Source organism: Wenzhouxiangella sediminis, assembly GCF_003410055.1.
GTDB lineage: Bacteria > Pseudomonadota > Gammaproteobacteria > Xanthomonadales > Wenzhouxiangellaceae > Wenzhouxiangella > Wenzhouxiangella sediminis.
Genome location: NZ_QUZK01000034.1, coordinates 98,319 through 118,699 on the forward strand (window position 1 = coordinate 98,319; position 20,381 = coordinate 118,699).

At 66.8% G+C, this 20,381-nt stretch carries 12 protein-coding genes; 5 read left to right on the forward strand and 7 right to left on the reverse strand.

What is annotated here, in order from left to right; all coding sequences use genetic code 11:
* The first annotated feature begins 102 nt into the window (after window positions 1-102).
* On the forward strand, window positions 103-660 hold the full coding sequence (locus DZC52_RS07695) for a hydrolase (protein ID WP_116650546.1): 558 nt from the start codon (window positions 103-105) through the stop codon (window positions 658-660).
* A 222-nt stretch (window positions 661-882) separates the two neighbouring features.
* Here the strand turns inward: DZC52_RS07695 and DZC52_RS07700 are convergent, their stop codons facing one another.
* Window positions 883-1,638, reverse strand: a complete 756-nt coding sequence (locus DZC52_RS07700) for a pteridine reductase (RefSeq protein WP_245960788.1) — start codon at window positions 1,636-1,638, stop codon at window positions 883-885.
* Between DZC52_RS07700 and DZC52_RS07705 the strand changes: the two genes are divergently transcribed.
* A complete protein-coding gene (locus tag DZC52_RS07705; RefSeq protein ID WP_116650548.1) occupies window positions 1,629-2,807 on the forward strand; it encodes a class I SAM-dependent methyltransferase in 1,179 nt (392 codons plus the stop codon). The genes DZC52_RS07700 and DZC52_RS07705 overlap by 10 nt on opposite strands.
* A 348-nt stretch (window positions 2,808-3,155) precedes the next feature.
* A complete protein-coding gene (locus tag DZC52_RS07710) occupies window positions 3,156-4,766 on the forward strand; it encodes a GMC family oxidoreductase (protein WP_116650549.1) in 1,611 nt (536 codons plus the stop codon).
* Between the two features lie 3 nt (window positions 4,767-4,769).
* Here the strand turns inward: DZC52_RS07710 and DZC52_RS07715 are convergent, their stop codons facing one another.
* The 5 genes from DZC52_RS07715 to DZC52_RS07735 all read right to left on the reverse strand — a co-directional run bounded on the left by DZC52_RS07715 (window position 4,770) and on the right by DZC52_RS07735 (window position 15,215).
* Window positions 4,770-6,656, reverse strand: coding sequence for a M48 family metallopeptidase (locus DZC52_RS07715; RefSeq protein WP_116650550.1), 1,887 nt, complete (start codon window positions 6,654-6,656; stop codon window positions 4,770-4,772).
* A 187-nt stretch (window positions 6,657-6,843) separates the two neighbouring features.
* Window positions 6,844-7,428 carry a LemA family protein gene (locus DZC52_RS07720; protein WP_116650551.1) on the reverse strand — a complete coding sequence of 195 codons (585 nt, stop codon included), beginning with the start codon at window positions 7,426-7,428 and terminating at the stop codon, window positions 6,844-6,846.
* Between the two features lie 33 nt (window positions 7,429-7,461).
* Window positions 7,462-11,478, reverse strand: a complete 4,017-nt coding sequence (locus DZC52_RS07725; RefSeq protein ID WP_116650552.1) for a sensor histidine kinase — start codon at window positions 11,476-11,478, stop codon at window positions 7,462-7,464.
* A 33-nt stretch (window positions 11,479-11,511) separates the two neighbouring features.
* Window positions 11,512-12,456, reverse strand: coding sequence for a class I SAM-dependent methyltransferase (locus DZC52_RS07730; RefSeq protein WP_116650553.1), 945 nt, complete (start codon window positions 12,454-12,456; stop codon window positions 11,512-11,514).
* A 146-nt stretch (window positions 12,457-12,602) separates the two neighbouring features.
* On the reverse strand, window positions 12,603-15,215 hold the full coding sequence (locus tag DZC52_RS07735; protein WP_181918839.1) for a TonB-dependent receptor plug domain-containing protein: 2,613 nt from the start codon (window positions 15,213-15,215) through the stop codon (window positions 12,603-12,605).
* A 399-nt stretch (window positions 15,216-15,614) separates the two neighbouring features.
* Between DZC52_RS07735 and DZC52_RS07740 the strand changes: the two genes are divergently transcribed.
* Both DZC52_RS07740 and DZC52_RS07745 read left to right on the forward strand, forming a co-directional pair.
* Window positions 15,615-17,114 (forward strand): tetratricopeptide repeat-containing sulfotransferase family protein, encoded by a 1,500-nt coding sequence (locus tag DZC52_RS07740; RefSeq protein WP_116650555.1) that lies wholly within the window; start codon window positions 15,615-15,617, stop codon window positions 17,112-17,114.
* Between the two features lie 33 nt (window positions 17,115-17,147).
* Complete coding sequence (locus tag DZC52_RS07745; RefSeq protein WP_116650556.1) at window positions 17,148-18,482, forward strand: 2OG-Fe(II) oxygenase; 1,335 nt, start codon at window positions 17,148-17,150, stop codon at window positions 18,480-18,482.
* Between the two features lie 24 nt (window positions 18,483-18,506).
* Here DZC52_RS07745 and DZC52_RS07750 read toward each other — a convergent pair whose 3' ends face one another.
* Window positions 18,507-20,252, reverse strand: coding sequence for a phosphoenolpyruvate carboxykinase (GTP) (locus tag DZC52_RS07750; protein WP_116650557.1), 1,746 nt, complete (start codon window positions 20,250-20,252; stop codon window positions 18,507-18,509).
* Window positions 20,253-20,381: the final 129 nt, after the last annotated feature.

Sequence of the window (20,381 nt, forward strand, 5' to 3'; positions counted from 1 at the left end):
GCCGCTTTCGGCTGCCGTTCCGGAACCCCGAACCCCTTGTTTCTTCTTTTCCTGAAACCTGAAACCTGAACCCTGAAACCTTCACGTCCGGAGCCGAATCACGTGGAAAAGACACCAGACCATCCGACTCCCGAAAACGCTCTCCTGGTCCTCGTCGACGTTCAGGGCAAGCTCGCGCGCCTCATGCACGAATCCGAAGCGATGATCCGCCAGCAGGGCGTCCTGATCGAGGGCTGCAAGCTGCTGGAGGTGCCGATCGTCTGGGCCGAGCAGCTGCCCGACAAGCTGGGGCCGACCGTGCCCGAGTTGGCCGGACGGCTGGAGAGCTACTCGCCCTGCGCCAAGGGCAGCTTCGGCTGCTGGGGCGACGACGGCCTGCGCCAGTCCATCCGCGACTCGGGCCGCGACCGCATCCTCCTGGCCGGCATCGAGGCCCACGTCTGCGTGTGGCAGACCGCTGCCGCGCTGCGGGCGGAGAACCACGAAGTCCACCTCATTGCCGACGCGGTGTCCTCGCGCTCGGCCTTCAACCGGGACATCGCCTTCCGGCGCATGGAAGCCGCCGGCGTGCACCTGAGCAACGTCGAGATGGTCCTGTTCGAACTCATGAAAGACGCAGGCCACCCCCGCTTCCGCGACGTCACCCGGCTGCTCAAATGAAAATCTTTTAAACGCAACGACGCAAAGAAGGAATGGAAACAAGAACAGCGAAAGCTCCGAACGTATGTCGAGCATGAATCTTGGCCTGAATGCATCAATCGCTCACCGATTCCAACTCCGAGTCGCAACCGACTGAGTATGGACTTCGGTGCATTCCGTGTTCGCCATGCCCCTGGTTTTGTCAGTCCTTTGCGTCTTCGCGTCTTTGCGTTGAACGATTTTTTACATATTCAGCAAGCGGCCGCCGTCGACGGCGAGGATCTGGCCGGTGACGTAGGGGGCGTCGAGGGCCAGGAAGGCCACCGCGCCTGCGATGTCTTCGGGATGTCCCTGGCGCTGCAGGGGCACGCGTTCGAGGATTTCGCGGCCGGCTTCCGGCGACTGCTCGCTTTCGGGCCAGAGAATCGCGCCGGGCGCCACGCCGTTGACGCGCACTTCGGGCGCCAGCTCGCGGGCCAGTGAGCGGGTCTGGGCGATCAGGCCAGCCTTGGCCTGGCTGTAGACGGGGTGATTCGACAGGGGTACCAGACCGTGGATGTCGACCATGTTGACGATCGCACCCTCGCGGGCCGCAAGCTCTCCCGAGCAGGCCTGCGCCAGGAAGAACGGTGCGCGCAGGTTGCTGGCCATCAGCTCGTCCCAGTCATCCTGCGTGGCCGACCCGAACGGCGTGGGGTAGAAGGCCGAGGCGTTGTTGACCAGGACGTCGATGCGGCCGAAGGCCTCGAGCGCGGCGTCGCGGATGCGCTCCGGCGCCGAATGCTCGGCCAGGTCGGCCTGCACCAGGGCGACCGAGCCGCGCCTCAGGGCCAGCAATTCGTCGCGCAGGGCTTCGGCCTCGTCGGCCGAGCCGCGATAGTGAATCACCACGTCCAGGCCGCGCGCGTGCAGTCCGCGGGCCGTTGTGGCGCCGATGCGCCGGGCCGCGCCGGTTACAATCGCCACACGTCCACGCTGTGCTTCCACGCTTGTCGTCATCCCGTTCTCCATCCCTGTCGCTGCCCGAGCCGCCGGCCGAACTGGCTGAGCTGAGCGAGGCGCTGTGCCGCAAGGTCATCGCCGAAATCGAGCGCGACGGCCCCATGCCCTTCGACCGCTACATGTCGATGGCATTGTACGAGCCCGGGCTCGGCTACTACGTCAACGGCCTGCACAAGTTCGGCCCGGCCGGCGACTTCGTCACCGCCCCGGAGCAGGGCGGGCTGTTCGCCGCCGCCCTGGCGCGCCAGTGCGACGAGCTGGCGGAAGCATTCGGCCCGGGCTGGACCCTGCTCGAACTCGGCGCCGGCTCGGGCGTGCTGGCGCGCGACCTGCTCGCCGGCCTGGCATCCCCGCCGAGCGAGTACCTGATCCTCGAGCCCAGCGCCCCCTTGCGGGAGGTCCAGCGCGAAACCCTCGCCGACTTGCCGGAAGCGCTGCGTGAGCGGGTCCGATGGATCACCGCGCCGCCGGCGAAAGCCTTCGAAGGCGTGATCGTCGGCAATGAAGTGATCGACGCGCTCGCCGTGGCCCGCTTCGAGGTCGGCCACGAAGGCGTGCTCGAGCAGTGCGTGACCTTCGACGGCGAACGACTGCAGTGGACCACACGCCCGCCGCGACCGCGACTGGAGCGGGCGTTCGACAAACTCCAGCAGCAGCTCGGCCGGCGGCTCCCCGCCGGCTATGCCGGCGAAATCGCCGTCGACCTGCCCGACTGGGTGAACACCGTCACCGAACCGCTGGCACGCGGACTGGCGCTGTTCATCGACTACGGCTATCCCCGCTCGGAGTACTACCACCCCGACCGCAGCGATGGCACTCTGGTCTGCCACTACCGGCACCGCGCCCATTTCGACCCCTTCGTCTGGCCCGGCCTGACCGACCTGTCGGCCTTCGTCGATTTCACCGCCGTGGCTGAGGCCGGCCTCGACGCCGGCCTCGAAGTCGCCGGCTTCACCACGCAGGCGGGCTTCCTGCTCGCCCTCGGCGCCCACGAAGCGGTCGAAGCGGCCGACGACGACGCCGAACGGCTCAGATTGTCGGGAGAACTCAAACGCCTCACCCTGCCCGGCGAAATGGGGGAAAAATTCAAAGTCCTCGGCTTGGAGCGCGGGCTCGAGATACGCCTGAGCGGGTTCGGGTTGATGAGTCAATTGCATCGGCTCTGAAAAAGGGGTTCCGGGTTCGGGGTTCCGGGTTCCGGGGGTTGGGTGGAGCGGTTGGATTGGAGTCGAAGGTTTCAGTGTTCAGGTTTCAGGTTTCAGGTTTCAGGGGCGGGCACCCGTTTGTTAGTGGAGGGCGGCGTTCGCCGCGAGACGCGGGCCGTCACCGCTCGCGCGGCAAAGCCGCCCCGCGCCGCTTTCGGCCGCCGCTCCGGAACCCCGAACCCGGAACCCCGAACCCCTTGTGTTTCTTCTTTTCCTGAACCCTGAAACCTGAACCCTGAAACCCTCTAGTCTAATGACTCTATTTCCGGCCCCTATCATCGATCGTGAGATAAACTCGGCTGCAGCACCATGCCCAAAACATACGACTACATCATCGTCGGCGCCGGTTCGGCCGGCTGCGTGCTCGCCAACCGCCTGAGCGCCGACCCCTCGATTCGCGTGCTGCTGCTGGAAGCCGGGCCGCGGGACTGGAATCCGTTCATCCACATGCCGGCGGGCCTGTCCAAGCTGGTCAATTTCAAGTCGCTCAACTGGAACTACGAGACCGAGCCGGAGCCGGCGCTGAACAACCGCCGCCTCTACTGGCCGCGCGGCAAGGTGCTGGGCGGGTCGAGTTCCATCAACGCGATGTGCTATTCGCGCGGTCACCGCACCGACTATGACGACTGGGCGGCCGCCGGTAATCCGGGCTGGAGCTGGCAGGACGTCCTGCCCTATTTTCGACGCTCGGAGGACCAGGCCCGGGGCGAATCCGACCTGCACGGCGTCGGCGGGCCGCTGAGCGTCTCGGACCTGAGCTACACCAATCCGCTCAGCGAGGTCTACATCCAGGCCGCCGAGCAGGCGGGTTTCGCCCGCAACCCGGATTTCAACGGCCCGGCCCAACGCGGTGTCGGCTTCTACCAGGTGACGCAACGCCAGGGACGGCGCTGCAGCACGGCGGCCGGCTACCTCAATCCAGTCAAGTCGCGCCCCAACCTGACCGTGCTGACCGGCGCCCTCACCCTCGGCCTGACCTTCGCCGGCGGCGACCGCGTCAACGGCGTGCGCTACCGACGGCGCGGCATCACCCAGACCGCGATTGCCGGGCGCGAAGTGCTGCTCTCGGCCGGCGCGATCAACTCGCCGCAGCTACTGATGCTGTCGGGCATCGGGCCGGCCGGCATGCTCGAATCCGCCGGCGTGACATGCCGCCACGAGCTGCTGGAAGTGGGCCGCAACCTGCAGGACCATCTCGACATCTGCACGCTCACGCGCTGCTCCCAGCCGGTCACCTACGACCAGCTCAACGAACTGAAAGTGGGCCTTCGCTACTTCCTGCACCACGAGGGTGAGGGCACCTCCAACATCGCCGAGGCGGGCGCTTTCGTCGTCAGCGGACGGGGCCGCGACGACCGGCCGGACGTGCAGATGCACTTCGTGCCCGCCCTGCTCGACGACCACGGTCGCAACCGCCTGCCGGGCGACGGCTACACCCTGCACGCCTGCCCCTTGCGGCCGCAGAGCCGCGGACACCTGGCGATCCGTTCCGACGACCCGCGCGAACCCATCGCGATTCACGCCAACTACCTGAGCGAATCCGAGGATCTCGAGATGATGCTCGAATGCGTGAAACTCTCCCGGCGGATCCTGGAGCAACCGGCCTTCCGCCCCTTCCGGGCCCACGAGATCTACCCCGGCGACGACGTCCGCGACCGCGACGGGCTGATCGACTTCATCCGCACCAAGGCAGAGACCATCTACCACCCGGTGGGCACCTGCCGCATGGGGAGCGATCCGCACTCGGTCGTCGACCCCGAACTGCGCGTGCGGGGCCTGTCGGGCCTGCGCGTGGTCGACGCCTCGATCATGCCGACCCTGGTCGGCGGCAACACCAATGCGCCGACGATCATGATCGCCGAAAAGGCCGCCGACCTGATCCTGGCCGGCGCGGCCGCCCGGCCCGCACAAGCGGCCTGAACTTCAGCGCGCCTCGCCGGAGCGCATCAGGGGAAGCGGCACGTGCAGCAAGGCGCAGACCACCCTTAGCAGGTCGAGTTCGTCGTCAACGACTTGTTCGTCGTGGGCCGCGCAGCACAACAGGGCGGCGACGAGCGAATGCTTGGACTCCGGCCGCAGGTCGTCGAGTCGTCCCAGAATCTGGTCCAGGCGCCCGGCCCAGGCCTTCACCTCCGGCATCGCCGGCACCTGCCCGTCCAGCTCGGCCATGCCCGCGGCGAAAGCCGATTCGGCGCCCGCGGAGTCGTCCGGATGGCCGTAGTGCGCCAGGATCGCCATCAACTCGGTCGCTTCGGCCTTCCGGGCGGCGAGCTTGCGGCGGCCGGCAGGCCGGGCCTGCGCCGGGCGGAGCGCGTCGCGAATCAGCACGTTGACCAGGCGCGTCAGGGAATACTCGAACAGATCCACCTCACCGTCGGCCCGGGCAAGGCCTTCGAGCAAACGCATGAAGGCCACGAGTTCGGGTTCCGGGCGGCGCCGGATCTGGGGAAAGGCCATCTCGACCAGGGGCAGGCGCATGGCGCGCGGCTGGTCGGACAGCGCGTCGTGGAGCTGCCGAACCTGCGCCTCGCTGTCGCCGCCGAGCTTGCGCGCGACCTGAAGTAGTTGCCGTTCGCGTACTTCCGGGTCCTTGCTGATCAGCAGGCTGCACACCAGCTCCTGCGCCCACTCGTCGGAATGCGCGGCCCGCTCGAGCGGTGCCGGAACGCCTGCGGCCATGATGGCCGCCGTGAGCGCCTGCTCCATGCCGGGCCGGCCGATCTGTTCGGCGAGGCTGCCCAGGTCGGTCACCAGCCGGGCCGGATCGATCCCCTCGGCCGCTTCCCGCGCCTGCCGCCGCCGCTCGGCTTCTTCGGCCTCGGCCTTGCGTGCCTGGGCGTGACGATCCATTTCGCGGGCGATCCGCTCGAGTTCCTCGGGACGAAAGGAGGGATCGATCGCTTCGATGCGCTTTTCCAGCGGCGGGTGGGTGGCGAACATCTGGTAACCCATCCCGGTCGAGAACAGCATGTGGCCCACTTCCTCGCTGTCGGCGGTGAGGAAGGAGCCGGCATAGAGCGCGCCGATCTTCTTGAGCGCGTTGCCGATACCCTCGGGGTTTCGCGTAAACTGCACGGCCGAAGCGTCGGCAAGGAACTCGCGCTGACGGGAAACCGCGGCCTTGATCCAGCGCCCGAAGAACAGGCCGATGTATCCCAGCACGACGATCCCCAGCCCGGCCAGGACCGCAGGGGCGGCATTGCGGCTGTCGCGCGCAAAGCGTGCGGAATACAGCAGCTTTCGACCCACGATGGCAATGACCAGGATGCCGAAAAGAACCCCGATCAGCCGGATATTGAGCCGCATGTCACCGTTGAGGATATGGCTGAATTCGTGCGCGATGACGCCCTGCAGCTCATCACGGTCAAGGTGCTCGAGCGTTCCGCGCGTAACGGCCACCGCGGCGTCGGCCGGAGAAAAGCCGGCGGCGAAGGCGTTGATGCCCTGCTCGTGCTCGAGAACGTAGATCTCGGGCACGGGCACCCCCGAGGCGATGGCCATCTCCTCGACGACGTTGCGCAATCTCTGACGCAGGGGATCCGAAGGTGAGGCGTCGATGCGCGTACCGCCCAGCGACTGCGCGACCTCGCCCCCACCGCCGCGCAGCTGCAGGGTGCGAACGGCGCTGGCCCCGAGGATGACGCCACCGGTGATCACCGTCGCCCAGAACAGGATCCAGGGATCGGGTCCGATGGCGAAGTAGACGAACACGTCGACCGCCGCAATGATCGCCAGCACAGCCAGCGCGAACATGATCAGCAGCCATCGGCTCTGTCGCTTGGCTCGATCCTGGTGCTCGAAGAAGTTCATGCCATGAATTCAGGTTTCAGGGGTTCAGGGTTCAGGTTTCAGGGCGGGCGCATTTGAGGGTTGATGGGCGGCTGCGCCGCGACACCAGGGCGCCAGAACCTAAGGGGCCATCAGCGGGTGTCCACGTTTCGCGGCGCAGCCGCCCCGCAGGCTTCGTGAACCCGCCCCTGAAACCTGAACCCTTCTATCAACCAAAATCGACTTGCACCGCCTCCCGCTTGGCCGGATCGTCGATCTCGAGGAATTCCGCCGGCTTGAAGGTGAACATGCCGGCGACGACGTTGGCCGGGAAGCTCTCGCGCAGGGTGTTGTAGGTCATCACCGCGTCGTTGAAGGCCTGGCGGGCGAAGGCGACCTTGTTTTCCGTGCTGGTGAGCTCCTCGGAGAGCTGCATCATGTTCTGGTTGGCCTTGAGGTCCGGGTAGTTCTCGGACAGGGCGAACAGGCGGCCCAGGGCGCCGGAGAGGCCCTGCTCGGCCTCGGAGAGCTTGCGCATGGCATCCGGGTCGGACGGATCGGCGGCGGCGTTCTTGAGCTGCTGGTGCGCGCCGTTTCGGGCCTGGATGACCGCCTCGAGCGTCTCGCGCTCGTGGCTCATGTACTTCTTGGCCACTTCGACCAGGTTGGGGATCAGGTCGTGGCGCCGGTTGAGCTGCACGTCGATCTGCGCAAAGGCGTTCTTGTAGCGGTTGCGCGCGGCGACCAGGCGGTTGTAGATCGTGATGGCGAAGAACGCCGCCGCCACGATGACGATCAACAGCACCCATTCCATGGGCTCGTCCTCCTTTGAAAATCCGGTTTCAGTTTACCCGCTCGACCCGCCAGCGTCATCGCCGCCGATGCGCAGGTCGAACAGCAGCCCGACGAAGCGGCTCTCGACCAGGGGCCAGCGCAGGAAGTGAGCGCCCTTCGGCAGCAGGGGCGGCGGGCCGGAGCGCGACGGAAACGGCGACTGCAGCCAGGCCAGGGCCTCGGCCTGCTGCCGCCAGGCGTCGAGCCGGTCGGCATCGGTTTCATCGAGGGTCTGGGGGTCGACGAGCAGCAGGTCGCAGGGTCGTGCGCGGCGGCGGGCATCGACGACGCGAATGCCCCAGCGACGGGCCAGGGACTGCAGGACGCGTAGTGTGGGCGTGGGGACGCTGGCCCCCACGACCTGCCCCTGGAGCATGCTCGAAAGGGCCGAGCCGGACGTCTCGGTTGCCGCGTCAAGTGCCGGCAGTCGCACTCGGAACCGGCTGCCGCCGTGGCAGCCGGCCAGCAGGTCGAGCGTGCCGCCCATGGCATCGACGAGCCGGCGGCAGATCGCCAAACCCAGTCCCGACCCGCTGTAGGAGCGGGTGATCGAGGCGTCGAGCTGCGTGAACGGCTCGAACAGCCGGTCGCGGTCGCGCGCACTGATACCCGGGCCCGAGTCGGATACCACCAGGACGAGCTGCCCGTCGCGGCCGGCGGCCGCGCTCAATTCGATCCCGCCGCGCTCGGTGAACTTGACCGCGTTGCTCAGCAGGTTGCCCAGCACCTGGGAGATGCGATCGCTGTCGCCCGAAGCAGAAAGCGGCAGGTCGGCGGCGATCCGCAGCCGCAGGTCGAGCCCCTTGCGTGCCGCGTTGGGGGCGTGCAGGTCCACGACCTGCTCGAGCATCGCGGCCAGGTCGAAGGGCTGCTCGTTGAGGCTCATCCGGCCGGCTTCGATGCGAGAGATATCCAGCACGTCGTCGATGATGCGCTGGAGCTGCAGGCCCGACTGGCGCAGCGTGTCGAGGATGTCTTGCTGCCCCGGTTCGGTTTCCGTCTCGTAGAGCAGCTCCACCATGCCCAGGACACCGTGCAGCGGCGTGCGGATTTCGTGACTCATTGTGGCCAGAAACTCGGACTTGGCGTTGCTGGCCTGCTCGGCGCGTTCGGCCAGCGCGCGAACGCGCTGCAGCAGCAAGGCGTTGTGCAGGGCCTGCGCGGCCATCTCCTCGAGCAGCCGCAGGCGTTCTCGATCCTCGTCGCTCAGACTGCCGGGCAGCGCCTCGACCAGTACACGGGCCACATCCCGGTCGCCGACTCGCAGGGTCAGGGCCAGGTCCTCTCCAACGCCGGCGGCCGTGAGTCGCCGGCGCCACTGCTCCCGTGTGAGCGGGGCCTGCTCGGTGTCGGTGGCCACGAGGTCTCGCGGCAGGTGCTCGTCGACGTAGCCCAGCCAGGCGGCACGCCCTCCGGTGACCTGGACGATCTCGCGCGCAATGGTCTCGGCGAGTTCCAGGGGCTCGAGGCTGTGATTGAGCCGGGTGATGATCTTGCGCTGCTGCTCGGCCAGGTCGCGTTTCTGGCGTGCGTCGCGCACCTCCCTGCGGCGCTGATTGGCGCGTCGATAGCCGCGCAAGCCGGCACCGGTGCCTGTCAGGGCAAGCAGTGCATAGGCGGCCAGCGCCCAGCCGCTCAGCCACGGGGGTTGCCGTATGTGCACGGCGAGGGCGTCGCCGTCCGTGCTCCAGGGCCCATCCGGGGCAGCCGCCTGTACGAGGAACCGATACCTGCCCGGGGGCAGGTTCGAATAGTGGTGTCGGGTCTGGCCGATGAGTTCGATCCAGTCATTGTCCCAGCCTTCCAGCATGACGCGATAGCGCGTGCGGTCGGTGGCGAGATAGCTGGTCGCGAGAAAATCGATGAAGAGATTGTTGTTATCGTGTTCGAGTTCGATCGCAGTGCTGGAGACCGGATCGAGCTCGACGATTCGGTCGCCGGCCTGGAGCCGGGTCATGTGCACCTTCGGCGCAACGGAAACGCTGCTGATGCGCCCGGGATCGACGGTGACGATGCCGCCGCGTCCACCGAAGGCCAGGATACCGTTGGGCAGGGTAGCCGCGGCGTTTTCGCCGAACTCCACGGCAGCCATGCCGTCGCGCTGCGAGAAGTGACGGACCCGGCCATCCGCCACGCGCAGCAGCGACAGGCCGCTGGTGCGCATGAGCCAGATATCGCCGAGCGCATCGGGGACGATCTCGATAACGCGCCCCGGGGGCAAGCGCCCCTCGAGATCATACTCCCGTACTGCAACCAGTGACCCAGCCTCCCGACGCCAGAGCTGGATCGACTGATCGGTCGCCAGCCAGAGCTCGTCGTCCAGCCAGGCGGCGGAGGCCAGCGGTCGCTTGGCCGGCACTTCCTGCCGCACGAATCCCCGTTCTTCGCTCCAGCGGTAGACGCCGCCCGGCGCAATCAGCCACCAGGCGCCATCGGGCCCGCGCATGATCTCCCTCGGGGCCGTCTCGGGAAGGAAACGCCGCCCCTGGCCATCCGGATGAAAGTGTTCGCGCTCGCCCGTCGACTCGTCGAACAGGAAAAGCCCGACATCCTGGGTGGCAATCCACAACTGCTCCTCGTCCTTGCGTCGCAAGCTGGAGAACGTGCCGGAGGCGAGATCACCCCGGTTCATCAGGACCTGGTGAGCGCCGCCCTCGCCCAGGGCGGCCCGGACGACGCTCTTCTGGGTCGCGAAATAGATCGTACCGCTCTCCCGAAGTATCTCCAGGACAGCGGCGCCGGACAGCGCTTCCCTCGCCGCTTCGGAGATGGTGGGTAGCGGCTCATCCCTCTCGGCCAGTGCCAGAAATTCGACGTCGCCGCGCAGCCCGCCGATCCAGAAGCCCCGGGAATCCCTGTCCCAGGTGAGGCTCATGACCGGATCAAGGTTGACGGCATCCGGGCCGTTCCGACCCGGAACGGGCTGGTAACGCTCGAACGCGGCCGAGCCCGGGGGCAAGTAGGCGGCGCCGCTGCGGGTGGTCGTCAGCCAGAGTCCCCCTTCCCGATCGAACGTTGCGCTGTCGACGGCGTCCGACGGCAGGCCGTTTGCCAGGCCCGGCTGGTGCCGGACCGCGCTCAGGGCACCATCGGGCCCCGGTGACTTTCGATAGAGGCCGGAGGTGGATGCGATGACCAGCTGGTCGGAATGGGGATCTGCGGCAATCGCCGTGACCACGCCCTTGATGGCGGCAATGCGGCGCGGCTCGGTCTCCGCCGCCCGGGAGACCGGCCCCAGATCGTATACGGCGCCTGCCTCGTTGAAGTAGATACGGCCGTCGGCCTCGGCCAGAAACATGGCGAATCGGCCCGGCCCGGGCTCCCGAATGGCTCGAAAGCGGCCGGCGTCGGGATCGAACCGTGAAACCTGGCTGGTCTGCACGACCCAGACCCGGCAGCGTGAGTCGACCTCGAGGTGGACCTGGAAGCCACCTGGATTGAGGCCCGAGGCCTCCGACTGGGCGAAGTGGGTCAGCGCGTCGCCATCGGGGTCGTAGACGGCAACCCCGCCGCGCATGAAGGCCATCCAGACGCGGCCGTCGCAGTCCTCGGCCATCGACCAGACATTGCCCGCTGGCAGTCGCCCGCCGCGCTGCTCGGGCTCGAGGTGGCGGCGCAGTTCGACTTCGGGACCGATCTGCACGACGCCTCGATTCTCGACGCCGGCCCAGACCGTGCCGTCGCTGTGGGCCATCAGCGACATGATGTTGCGGCCGGGCAAGGGATTCGGGTTCTCGGGATCGCTCGGAATGAAGCGCATCCGTTGACCCTCGTGGCGCACCAGCCCCCCGCGGGTACCGATCCAGATGAAGCCGTGGGCATCCTGGACGATGGCCTCGACACGTCGGTCGGGCAGGCCCTCGTTGACACTGAGCGTTCGGAAAACCGGACCTTGCTCGAGCCGGGCGTGGGCTGCGCCCCACGCAAGCGCGAGCGAAAGGAGCAAGGGGATCAGGCCGGCAGCAAGGAAACGGCGCGACGCTCCCTCTCGCCCCGTTGCCGCGCCCGGCTTGCCTCCCTCAGCCAACATGCCTTTTAGATCATCAGCATTCGCATCTCGAAGTCAAGTCCGCCGAGGTTTCTCGAAGACATGAAAGGTGCCCACGCGGTGGCTGCCGCGATAATGCAATTCGCCGCTTTCGACGCCAGTCAGGCCCGCATCCTCGAAAGCGCCGGTCCAGTCCGGGTGGCGGGAAATGCGCTCGTTGACGCCCAGCATGTCCAACAGGCGCTGACGGGCGGCCGACAACTCCCTGACGGCCGCGTCGATGGCCGGGCGCTGCTGCTGCAGGGCGCTGTCGTTCAGTCCCAGCGTCTGGTCGGCCATGGTCAAAACGTAGCGGAACAACCCCGAACCGGATTGCTTGTAGCGACCGAACAGTTCCGGCCCGATCCGGTTGAATTCGCTCCGGTACTCGCCGGCCTGGATTTCGCCGGAGGCGAAACGCCGCAACACACCCAGCGCTCTGAGTTCATCGAGCACCGAGAACTCGTCCGACTCTCGCCGCATCGTTTCGATCATGTCCGAGGTGGGCGTATGCGCGACGAAGGCCAGGCGTGCGCCCGGGCGAAGCAGCCGCTCGCTCTGAGCCGCTGCAGCCTGCCAGTCGCAGTACTCGATGCCATATTGGCTCATGACCAGGTCGAACGAAGCGGCCGGCAGGTCGGCGTGCTCGTACGGCGTGTCGTCTATGAAGCGGATGTCATCCATGCGGCTGGCCGCATCTGGATGCGCCCTTCGCACCGCCTCGGCATCGATACGCGCCGCATCGACGCCGGTGATCGAAAAGCGCATGTCGCTTTCGTGGGACCAGGCAGCCGCCAGCAGGGCCAGGGCGCCGTTGCCCGTGCACACGTCGAGCAGTTTCGCGCCAGGCTGGAGCAGTTCGAACTGGCTTCGCCAGAAAGCGGCAACCTCACCGTCGTAGTTGGCGGAGAAATCCTGCGGCAGGGAAGTCAGGCAGCCCCTCGCCCAGTAGCGGCTCCAGTGGCTGTAGTTGTCGGACATTGAAACGCGCGGCGTTGACCCGCGACTAGCTTAACCGCTCGGGGGTCGCGGAGGAGGCCGACTTTTTGAGCCCCAAAAAAGAAAGGCCCGGGAGTCCCGGGCCTTTCCTCGGCTCGAAAGCCGACTTCTCGTCTCTGATCGTCAGATCAGAAGTTCTGGGTGTACCGGATGTACGGGATACGACCCCAGCCGTCCGAGTAGTTGTACGCGTAGCTGCGCGAGAAGAACGGCGACAGCGGCGGATTGCGGTCCGCAACGTTACGTACGATCAGCGACAGTTCCGAGTTCCACGGCGTGAACCAGGTGGCGGTCACGTCATGACGGGTCCAGGACGAAACGTGGCCCTGCTCGATGCGAGCGGTGCCGGCTTCGTTCAGCAGAACCTGCTCGGAGGTGCTGTCGGTGTGGTGGAGGTTCCAGGCAAACCGGAAGTCACCGATGGAGTAGGTGTTGTCCAGGTTGGCGCGGAACTGCGGCGTGCCCAGCGTACCCACGGTTTCCGGGCTCGGGATGTTGTCATCCAGCTCCGAGTAGATTTCCCACTTGTCGATGTAACCGACCTGCAGGTTGGAGCGCAGCATACCGGCATCGCCGAAGTCGAAGCTGGCACGCAGGTTGACGTCGACACCCGAGGTCTCGAGGTCGCCTTCGTTGGCCGGGCCGTAGATGATCTCGTCGATACCACCGCTGGCGTCACGGTATACACCGAGGCCTTCGGGGAACGCACGACCTTCGACTTCAAGGTTGATCAGCTCCTGAGCGCCGATGGTGCGGATCAGGTTGTCGATTTCGATCTGGTAGAAGTCAACCGAGCCGCTGAGCCATTCGGTCGCCTGGAAGGCGATACCGGCGGCGTAGCCCTTCGAGTTTTCCGAATCCAGGTCGCCGTTACCGATGGAGAAGGCGTCGGTCTGGATTTCCGGGCAGTTGTTCGGCGAAACGCCCAGCTGCTCACAGCGGACGAAGTCACGCACGAACTCGGCCGAGAAGGCACGCTTGGCGTTGATCAGCGTCAGGTCCGGAGCGGCATAGCCCTCGGCGTAGCTGGCGCGCAGCGTGATGGAATCGGTCGGCTGGTAGCGCAGAGCGATCTTCGGGCTGATGTCGTCGCCGTAGTCGGAGTAGTCGTCGTAACGAACGGCGCCGGTCAGCTCGAGGTTGTCCATGAGCGGGAACAGCCACTCGGTGTAGAGGGCCGAAACGTCACGGTCGCCCGAGGAGCTGTTGCCGGCCGAGCCGCCGACCAGGCCGGCTTCACTCAGGGAGTCGTACTGGTCGAAGAAGGTCTCTTCGCGGTACTCGGCACCGACCACGGCCTGGATCCAGCCGCCGCCGATTTCGGCGATGTCCATGCCAGCGCTACCGTAGAACTCCTTGATTTCGAACTCGGATTCACGGGCGATGGTCACGCGCATGCCGTTGAGGGTGTCCTCGGAGGCACCGAACGGGTTGGTCGGATCGTAGCTGCCGTTGTCGAGGAATGCCTGCATGTTCGAGCGCATGCCGTAGTTACGGCCGACGTCGTAGCCCTTGTAGCGGCTGTAGTTGACGCCGAAGTCGAGGTCGACACCGCCGACACGGCCTTCGAAGCCGAGCAGGCCGGAGTGGACGTTGGACTCGACGGTGTTGTCGCGCGGGCCCAGAGCCTGGAAGCGATGGTACAGAACCGCCGGGTAGTCGTACGGATTGGCCGGGGAGTCGGCGTCGAGGACGGCGTAGTCCGGCAGCGGCGCGTAACGACCGAAGGAGAACGTGCGGGTGTTCTCCAGGCGGGTGTAGACGCGCCAGTCGTCGTTGATCATGTAATCGCCGGTGACGTGCAGCGACTGGTTCTCGATGGAGGCTTCGTCGGCCGACTCGGTGGTGTAGTCGTAGAAGCAGCCTTCACCGCCCCAGAACGTGTCGTCGGTCAGACGATACAGGTTCGGCGACAGGGACTCACAGGCACCCGCCGGGGACTGAACCTGTCCGGCGTTGGGGCCGTCCAGCAGCACCCAGTTGTTGCCGTACGGGCTGAGGTTGCGAGCCTGCGAGAACGGGTTGGCGACCGTCGACTCCGACCAGGGACGCTGGTTGGCGAAGATGATGCCGCGCGAGTTCTTGGAGGCAACGGCCAGCATGCGGCCGCGGTCGCTCTGGATGCCCAGCATGGCGTGACCGGCGCGCTGCTTGCCGCCTTCACGTTCCGGGTTGCTGTAGGTGTAGCTGATCTGGGCGCCTTCGTAGTCCTTGCGGGTGATGATGTTGATCACACCGCCGATGGCATCGGAACCGTACACGGCCGAGGCACCGTCGGACAGGATTTCAATGCGCTCGACAGCACCCAGCGGGATGGCGTTGAGGTCCTGGCCGGTACCGATGAACGGGTTCTTCGGGAAACGACGGCCGTCGATCAGGACCAGCGTGCGGTTGCCGCCCAGGCCGCGCAGCGAGATGCCGCCGTGGCTCTGCGCCGAGGAACCGGACTGCGGACGGAAGGAACCGAACGAGTTGAAGGTGGTGTTGCGGAGCAGGTCCGCAATCGAGGTTTCGCCGGACAGCTCGATGGCTTCGCGGTCGATCACGGTAACGGGAAGAGCACCTTCCACGTCGGCGCGCTGAATACGCGAACCAGTGACCTGGACGCGATCAAGGTCTGCAGCCTCTTCATCGTCGTCCTGGGCAGCGACCGGCGCAGCGGTCATTGCCAGGCTGGCGATCATACCCGCCCCGAGGGCGTAGTTGATTGCCTTGGCAAGTGGGTTACGGTTGTGCTTCATCAGACTCTCCATTGTCTTTTGATTTCTGGTTAAAGCATTCGATACTAGTATCGACAGCAATGTGTCGGAGCGGAAAACCCGCCACGCCAGGCGCACTGACGCACGGCCCGAAGTGACCCGGCCTCCGACTCAGAGCCGATACTAGCACCATCGTTTGGCAATGAAAAGGGTCTTGTTAACGACATGTAAAGCCCTGAAACACCTGCCCGAAAGCCCGAATTGGTGGGGCCTGCGGAAGATTTCGGGGCGACTCGACCGGCCAGTTTCGGTGCCCGGACCGCCACAGCCCCGGTCGCCGACTCCCGCCGCACACCCGCACCCGACACCGACTGGTACTCTTAAATATACTCGGTACAACGAAGCCGAACGAACCGCCTGTTCTTCACACTACATCCAACCGTGCAAACAAAGCCCCGACAAGACGACATCCGCCGCGCGCAGGAAGCCGAAGCCCGCTTGAAGCGGGGAGACCTGGAAGGCGCGCACGAGCTGTTTCGGGCGCTCGCCCGCCGGGTCGACGACGCCGGAATATGGCTGCGCCTGGCCGAAATCGACGCGAGCCTCGGGCAGGCGGACCGTGCGCTGCACGCGCTGGGCCGGGCGGCGGCCGTCCAGCCGCGCCCCTGGCAGGCCAGCGCACGCATGGCCGAACTGTTCTTCGAATTGGGCCGCCCGGACCGCTCTCTCGCCCTTCTCGAACGAGAAAGCGCCCGGCATCCGGGCAATGAGCGCCTTCTGCTTCTGCTGGCCCAGGCCCGCGAGGACGCCGGACAGCGAGCGGAGGCAATCGAGGCCTACCGAAGCGCGCTTCGGATCCGTCCCGGCTGGCCGGCCGCGATGGGCGGCCTGCTGCGCGTGGCTCGCGACGAGCTGCGCGAGGACTGGCTCGAGGACGCCCGCCGCATGCTGGCGGCCGGCCAACTCGATGCCGATGAAAGAGCGGTTCTCGGCTACGCACTGGGCCGCGCCCTGGAGCGGCGCGGCGACTACGACGGCGCCTTCGACGCCTGGCGCCGCGCCAACGAACTGCGCCGCCGACTCAGCGGCGGCCTCGACCGGAGGGGCGCGCAACTTCACGCCGAGCGCCAGATCGAGCGCTATGCCGCCGAACTGCTGGCCAACCCGCCCGAGCTGGAGCAACCCGACCGGGTCCCGCTGTTCATCGTCGGCATGCCGCGCAGCGGCACGACACTCCTGGAGAGAATGCTGGGCGCCCACCCGCAGGCCGCCGGCTACGGGGAGCTTCCGGTGATCGGCCAGATCGCGCGCGCCCTCGAACAAAGCCGACCCGACTGGCCCGATCACCCGGAAGGGATCAAGGATGTCTACCCGGTCGAATTGCTGCAGAGCATGGTCGATCGCTTCTTCGAAGAGATCCGCCGACGCGGAAGCGACGAGCCGCGCTTCGTGATCGACAAGGCGCCGCTGAACTTCTTCCAGGCCGGCCTCATTTCGCAATTGTTCCCACAGGCACGCATCATCGTTTGCGAACGCGATCCGCGCGACGTCTGCCTGTCGATCTTCTCCGAGAACTTCGCCGCCGACCAGGCCTTCTCGACCGATCTCGACGACCTCGTGTTCTTCTACCGCCAGTACCGCGACCTGGTCGAACACTGGAAGCGCGCTCTACCCAACCAGGTCCGCTCCGTAAGTTACGAAACCCTGGTCGATTCGCCGGAGGCGACGCTGCGCCCCCTTCTTGAATGGATCGGCATGCCCTGGGACGACGCCTGCCTCGATTTCCACACGCGAGCGGGCGACGTCGCAACGCCGAGCCGATGGCAGGTCCGCCAGCCGATCTATCGCTCCAGCATCGGTCGCTGGCGCAACTTCCGGCAGCACATCACCCCGCTGCTCGAGGCTTTCGGGGACGAAACGCAGCCGAGCGGAAATGATTGAGACTGCCCGCCGGCGACGGCTATCATCGACGGCATGAACAGCACCCCACCCCAGGGACCGGACCTGAACGAAATCACCCGCGCGGCCGAGGCCGGCGTGGCCGAGGCGCAATTCAATCTCGGCCTGGCCTGGCTCTACGGCGACGCCGGTCGCCGCGACCCCCAACAGGCCTGGACCTGGCTCGACAGGGCGCACGCTCAGGGCGTGGCCGAAGCGCGCGCCGCGCTCGGCATGATGTGCCTGAGCGGACAGTGCGAGGGCCGTGAAGGGTCGTTCGATCTCGAGCGGGCCGTCGACCTGCTGCAGTCCGCTCATGCCGGCGACTCGGTGGAAGCCGCCTACCGCCTCGGTACGCTGAAGATGACCGGCTGCGGCCTGGCGCCCGACCTTGCAGGCGGCGCGGCCATGATCGAAGAGGCCGCGCGCCGCGGTCACATGCTGGCGCTCAACGACGCCGCCTGGTGTCTGGAACACGGGCTGGGCCTCGAGCGCAACCCGGCCCGCGCCCTGCGCGCCTGGCAGCTCGCCGCCGAGGCGGGCATGCCGCGCGGCTGGTTCACGCTCGGCGTGTGGCTGATGGAAGGCCGGCACGTCGGCAAGGACCCGGGGCTGGCCCGAGCCTGCCTGGAGCGGGCGGCAAGATCCGACTACCCGTTGGCGGCAACGCTGCGCGACAGCCTGGAAGCCAGCGCCGGCGATGCCGCGCGCGCCCTGCAGCTGCAGATCGACCCCTCGGCTCGAAGCGCGCCGCCCGAAGCGGCCCGAGAACGGCTCAGCGAGTCGCCGAGAATCGAACTACTGAAAGAATTCGTGCCGGTGGAGACCCGCGCCCACCTGATCGCGCGCGGACGTCCCATGATCGAACCTTCGCGCGTGCTCAGCGACACCGGCACGATCGACCGCAGCAGCATTCGCACCAGCGGGGAGACCTGCCTGCTGCCCGAACTGCTCGACGTCACCGCCTGGCACCTGCTCGAGCGGCTTCACGACGCCGTCGACATCCCGATCCACAACGGCGAGCCGCTGATCCTGCTGCAGTACACGCCCGGCACCGAATACAAGCCGCACTACGACTATTTCGATCCGGCGCGACCGGGATCCGGCACGGCGCTGCGCCAGGGCGGCCAGCGCATCTACACCCTGCTGACCTATCTCAACGACGTGGACGCGGGCGGCGCGACGGCGTTTCCGGAACTGGGACTGGAAGTGGCGCCCGACGCCGGTACGGTCCTGGTCTTCCGCAACGTGGACGAAAACGGCGACATCGAGTCGCGCACCCTGCATGCCGGACTGCCGGTAACCGCCGGCGAGAAATGGCTGGCCACCCGCTGGATCCGGGAGAAGGCCTTCATCCCCGAGAGGCAGTGACCCACCGAGGCGGGCCGCGGCCGATCAGCCGATGGCTTCGCGGATCCGGCCGAGCGTCTCGTGCAGTTGCGAGGGCACGCGTGAGCCGAAGGACTCGAGGTGCTTGCCGATGGCCTCGATCTCGGCGCGCCATTCGGCCGGATCGATACGCAGCAACTCTTCCATGTCGGGACGTTCTTCGAGACCTTCGAGGTTGATCGCCCCGGCATCGGGCAGCTTGCCGACCGCCGTGTCGGTCGCGTCCGCCTCGTCGCGGCAGCGTGCCATGATCCACTCGAGCACGCGCATGTTGTCGCCGAAGCCCGGCCAGATGAACTTGCCGCCGGCGTCGCGGCGGAACCAGTTGACCTGGAAGATCTTCGGGGGACGGGTCAGCTTGCCGCCGACGTCGAGCCAGTGCGCCCAGTAGTCGGCGAAGTGGTAACCGCAGAAGGGCTTCATGGCCATCGGGTCGCGTCGCACGATGCCGACCTGGCCGGTGGCCGCCGCCGTGGTTTCCGAAGCCATGCCCGCGCCGACCAGCACGCCGTGCGTCCAGTCGTGGGCCTCGAGCACCAGCGGCGCCAGGCTGGCGCGCCGGCCGCCGAAGACGATGGCGTCGATCGGCACGCCGTCGGGGTTGTCGGCCTGGTCGGAGTAGCTCGGGCAACGCTTGATCGACACGGTGAAGCGCGAGTTGGGGTGCGCGGCGGGCCCGTGCTTGGGATCGAAGGCCCGGCCGCGCCAGTCCTTGGCCGGCTTGCCTTCGCCCAGGCCTTCCCACCAGGGCCGGTTGTCCTCGGTGACGGCGACGTTGGTGAAGATGGTTTCGCGGTCGAGCATCGCCAGTGCGTTGGGGTTCGTCTTGGCACTGGTGCCGGGTGCCACGCCGAAGAAGCCGGCTTCCGGGTTGATCGCCCACAGCCGTCCGTCCTCGCCCGGGTGCAGCCAGCAGATGTCGTCGCCGACCGTCCAGACCTTCCACCCACCCTCGCGGTAAGCCTCGGGCGGAATGAGCATGGCCAGGTTGGTCTTGCCGCAGGCGGAAGGAAAGGCGCCGGCGACGTAGCGAATCTCGCCCGCCGGATTCTGGATACCGACGATCAGCATGTGCTCGGCCAGCCAGCCTTCGGTGCGCGCCTGGTAGCTGGCGATGCGCAGGGCATGGCACTTCTTGCCCAGCAGGGCGTTGCCACCGTAGCCCGAACCGAAGCTCTGGATGCTGAGCTCTTCGGGGAAGTGCACGATGTAGCGCCGGTCCGGGTCCAGGTCGCCGGTCGAATGCAGGCCCTTGACGAAGCGGCCGTCGCGCTCGATTCGCGCCAGGGCGTCGCTGCCCATGCGCGTCATCAGGCGCATGTTCGCCACCACGTAGGGGCTGTCGGTGATCTCCACGCCGCAGCGTGAGAAAGGCGATTCGATCGGCCCCATGCAGTAGGGCACGACGTACAGGGTGCGGTCTTCCATGCAGCCGGCGAACAGCCCGTTCATCAGGGCGTGCGCTTCGGCCGGGGCCATCCAGTTGTTGTTGGGCCCGGCGTCGTCCTCGCGCTCGGTGCATACGTAGGTCAGGTGCTCAACGCGGGCGACATCGGCCGGATCGGAGCGATGCAGGTAGCAGTCCGGGTGCGTCTCGGGGTTGAGCTGCTCGAGATCCCCCGACTCGAGCATCGCTTCGATCAGCTTGCGGTTCTCGTCTCCGGAACCGTCACACCAGTGAACCCGGGACGCCCGGGTGTGGTTGGCCACCTGGTCGACCCAGTCGTTGAGCGCTTGCAGTTTGGAAGACATCGGAACGCCGCTTTTTCGCCAATGATCAAGGTCCGGCAGGTTAGCGGCTTGCGGGCCCGGAATCAATCGATCCCGATCGGATTTTCCAATGCTCCGCGCAGGCTCTCCGGCGCTTTCCCAATGGTCGCC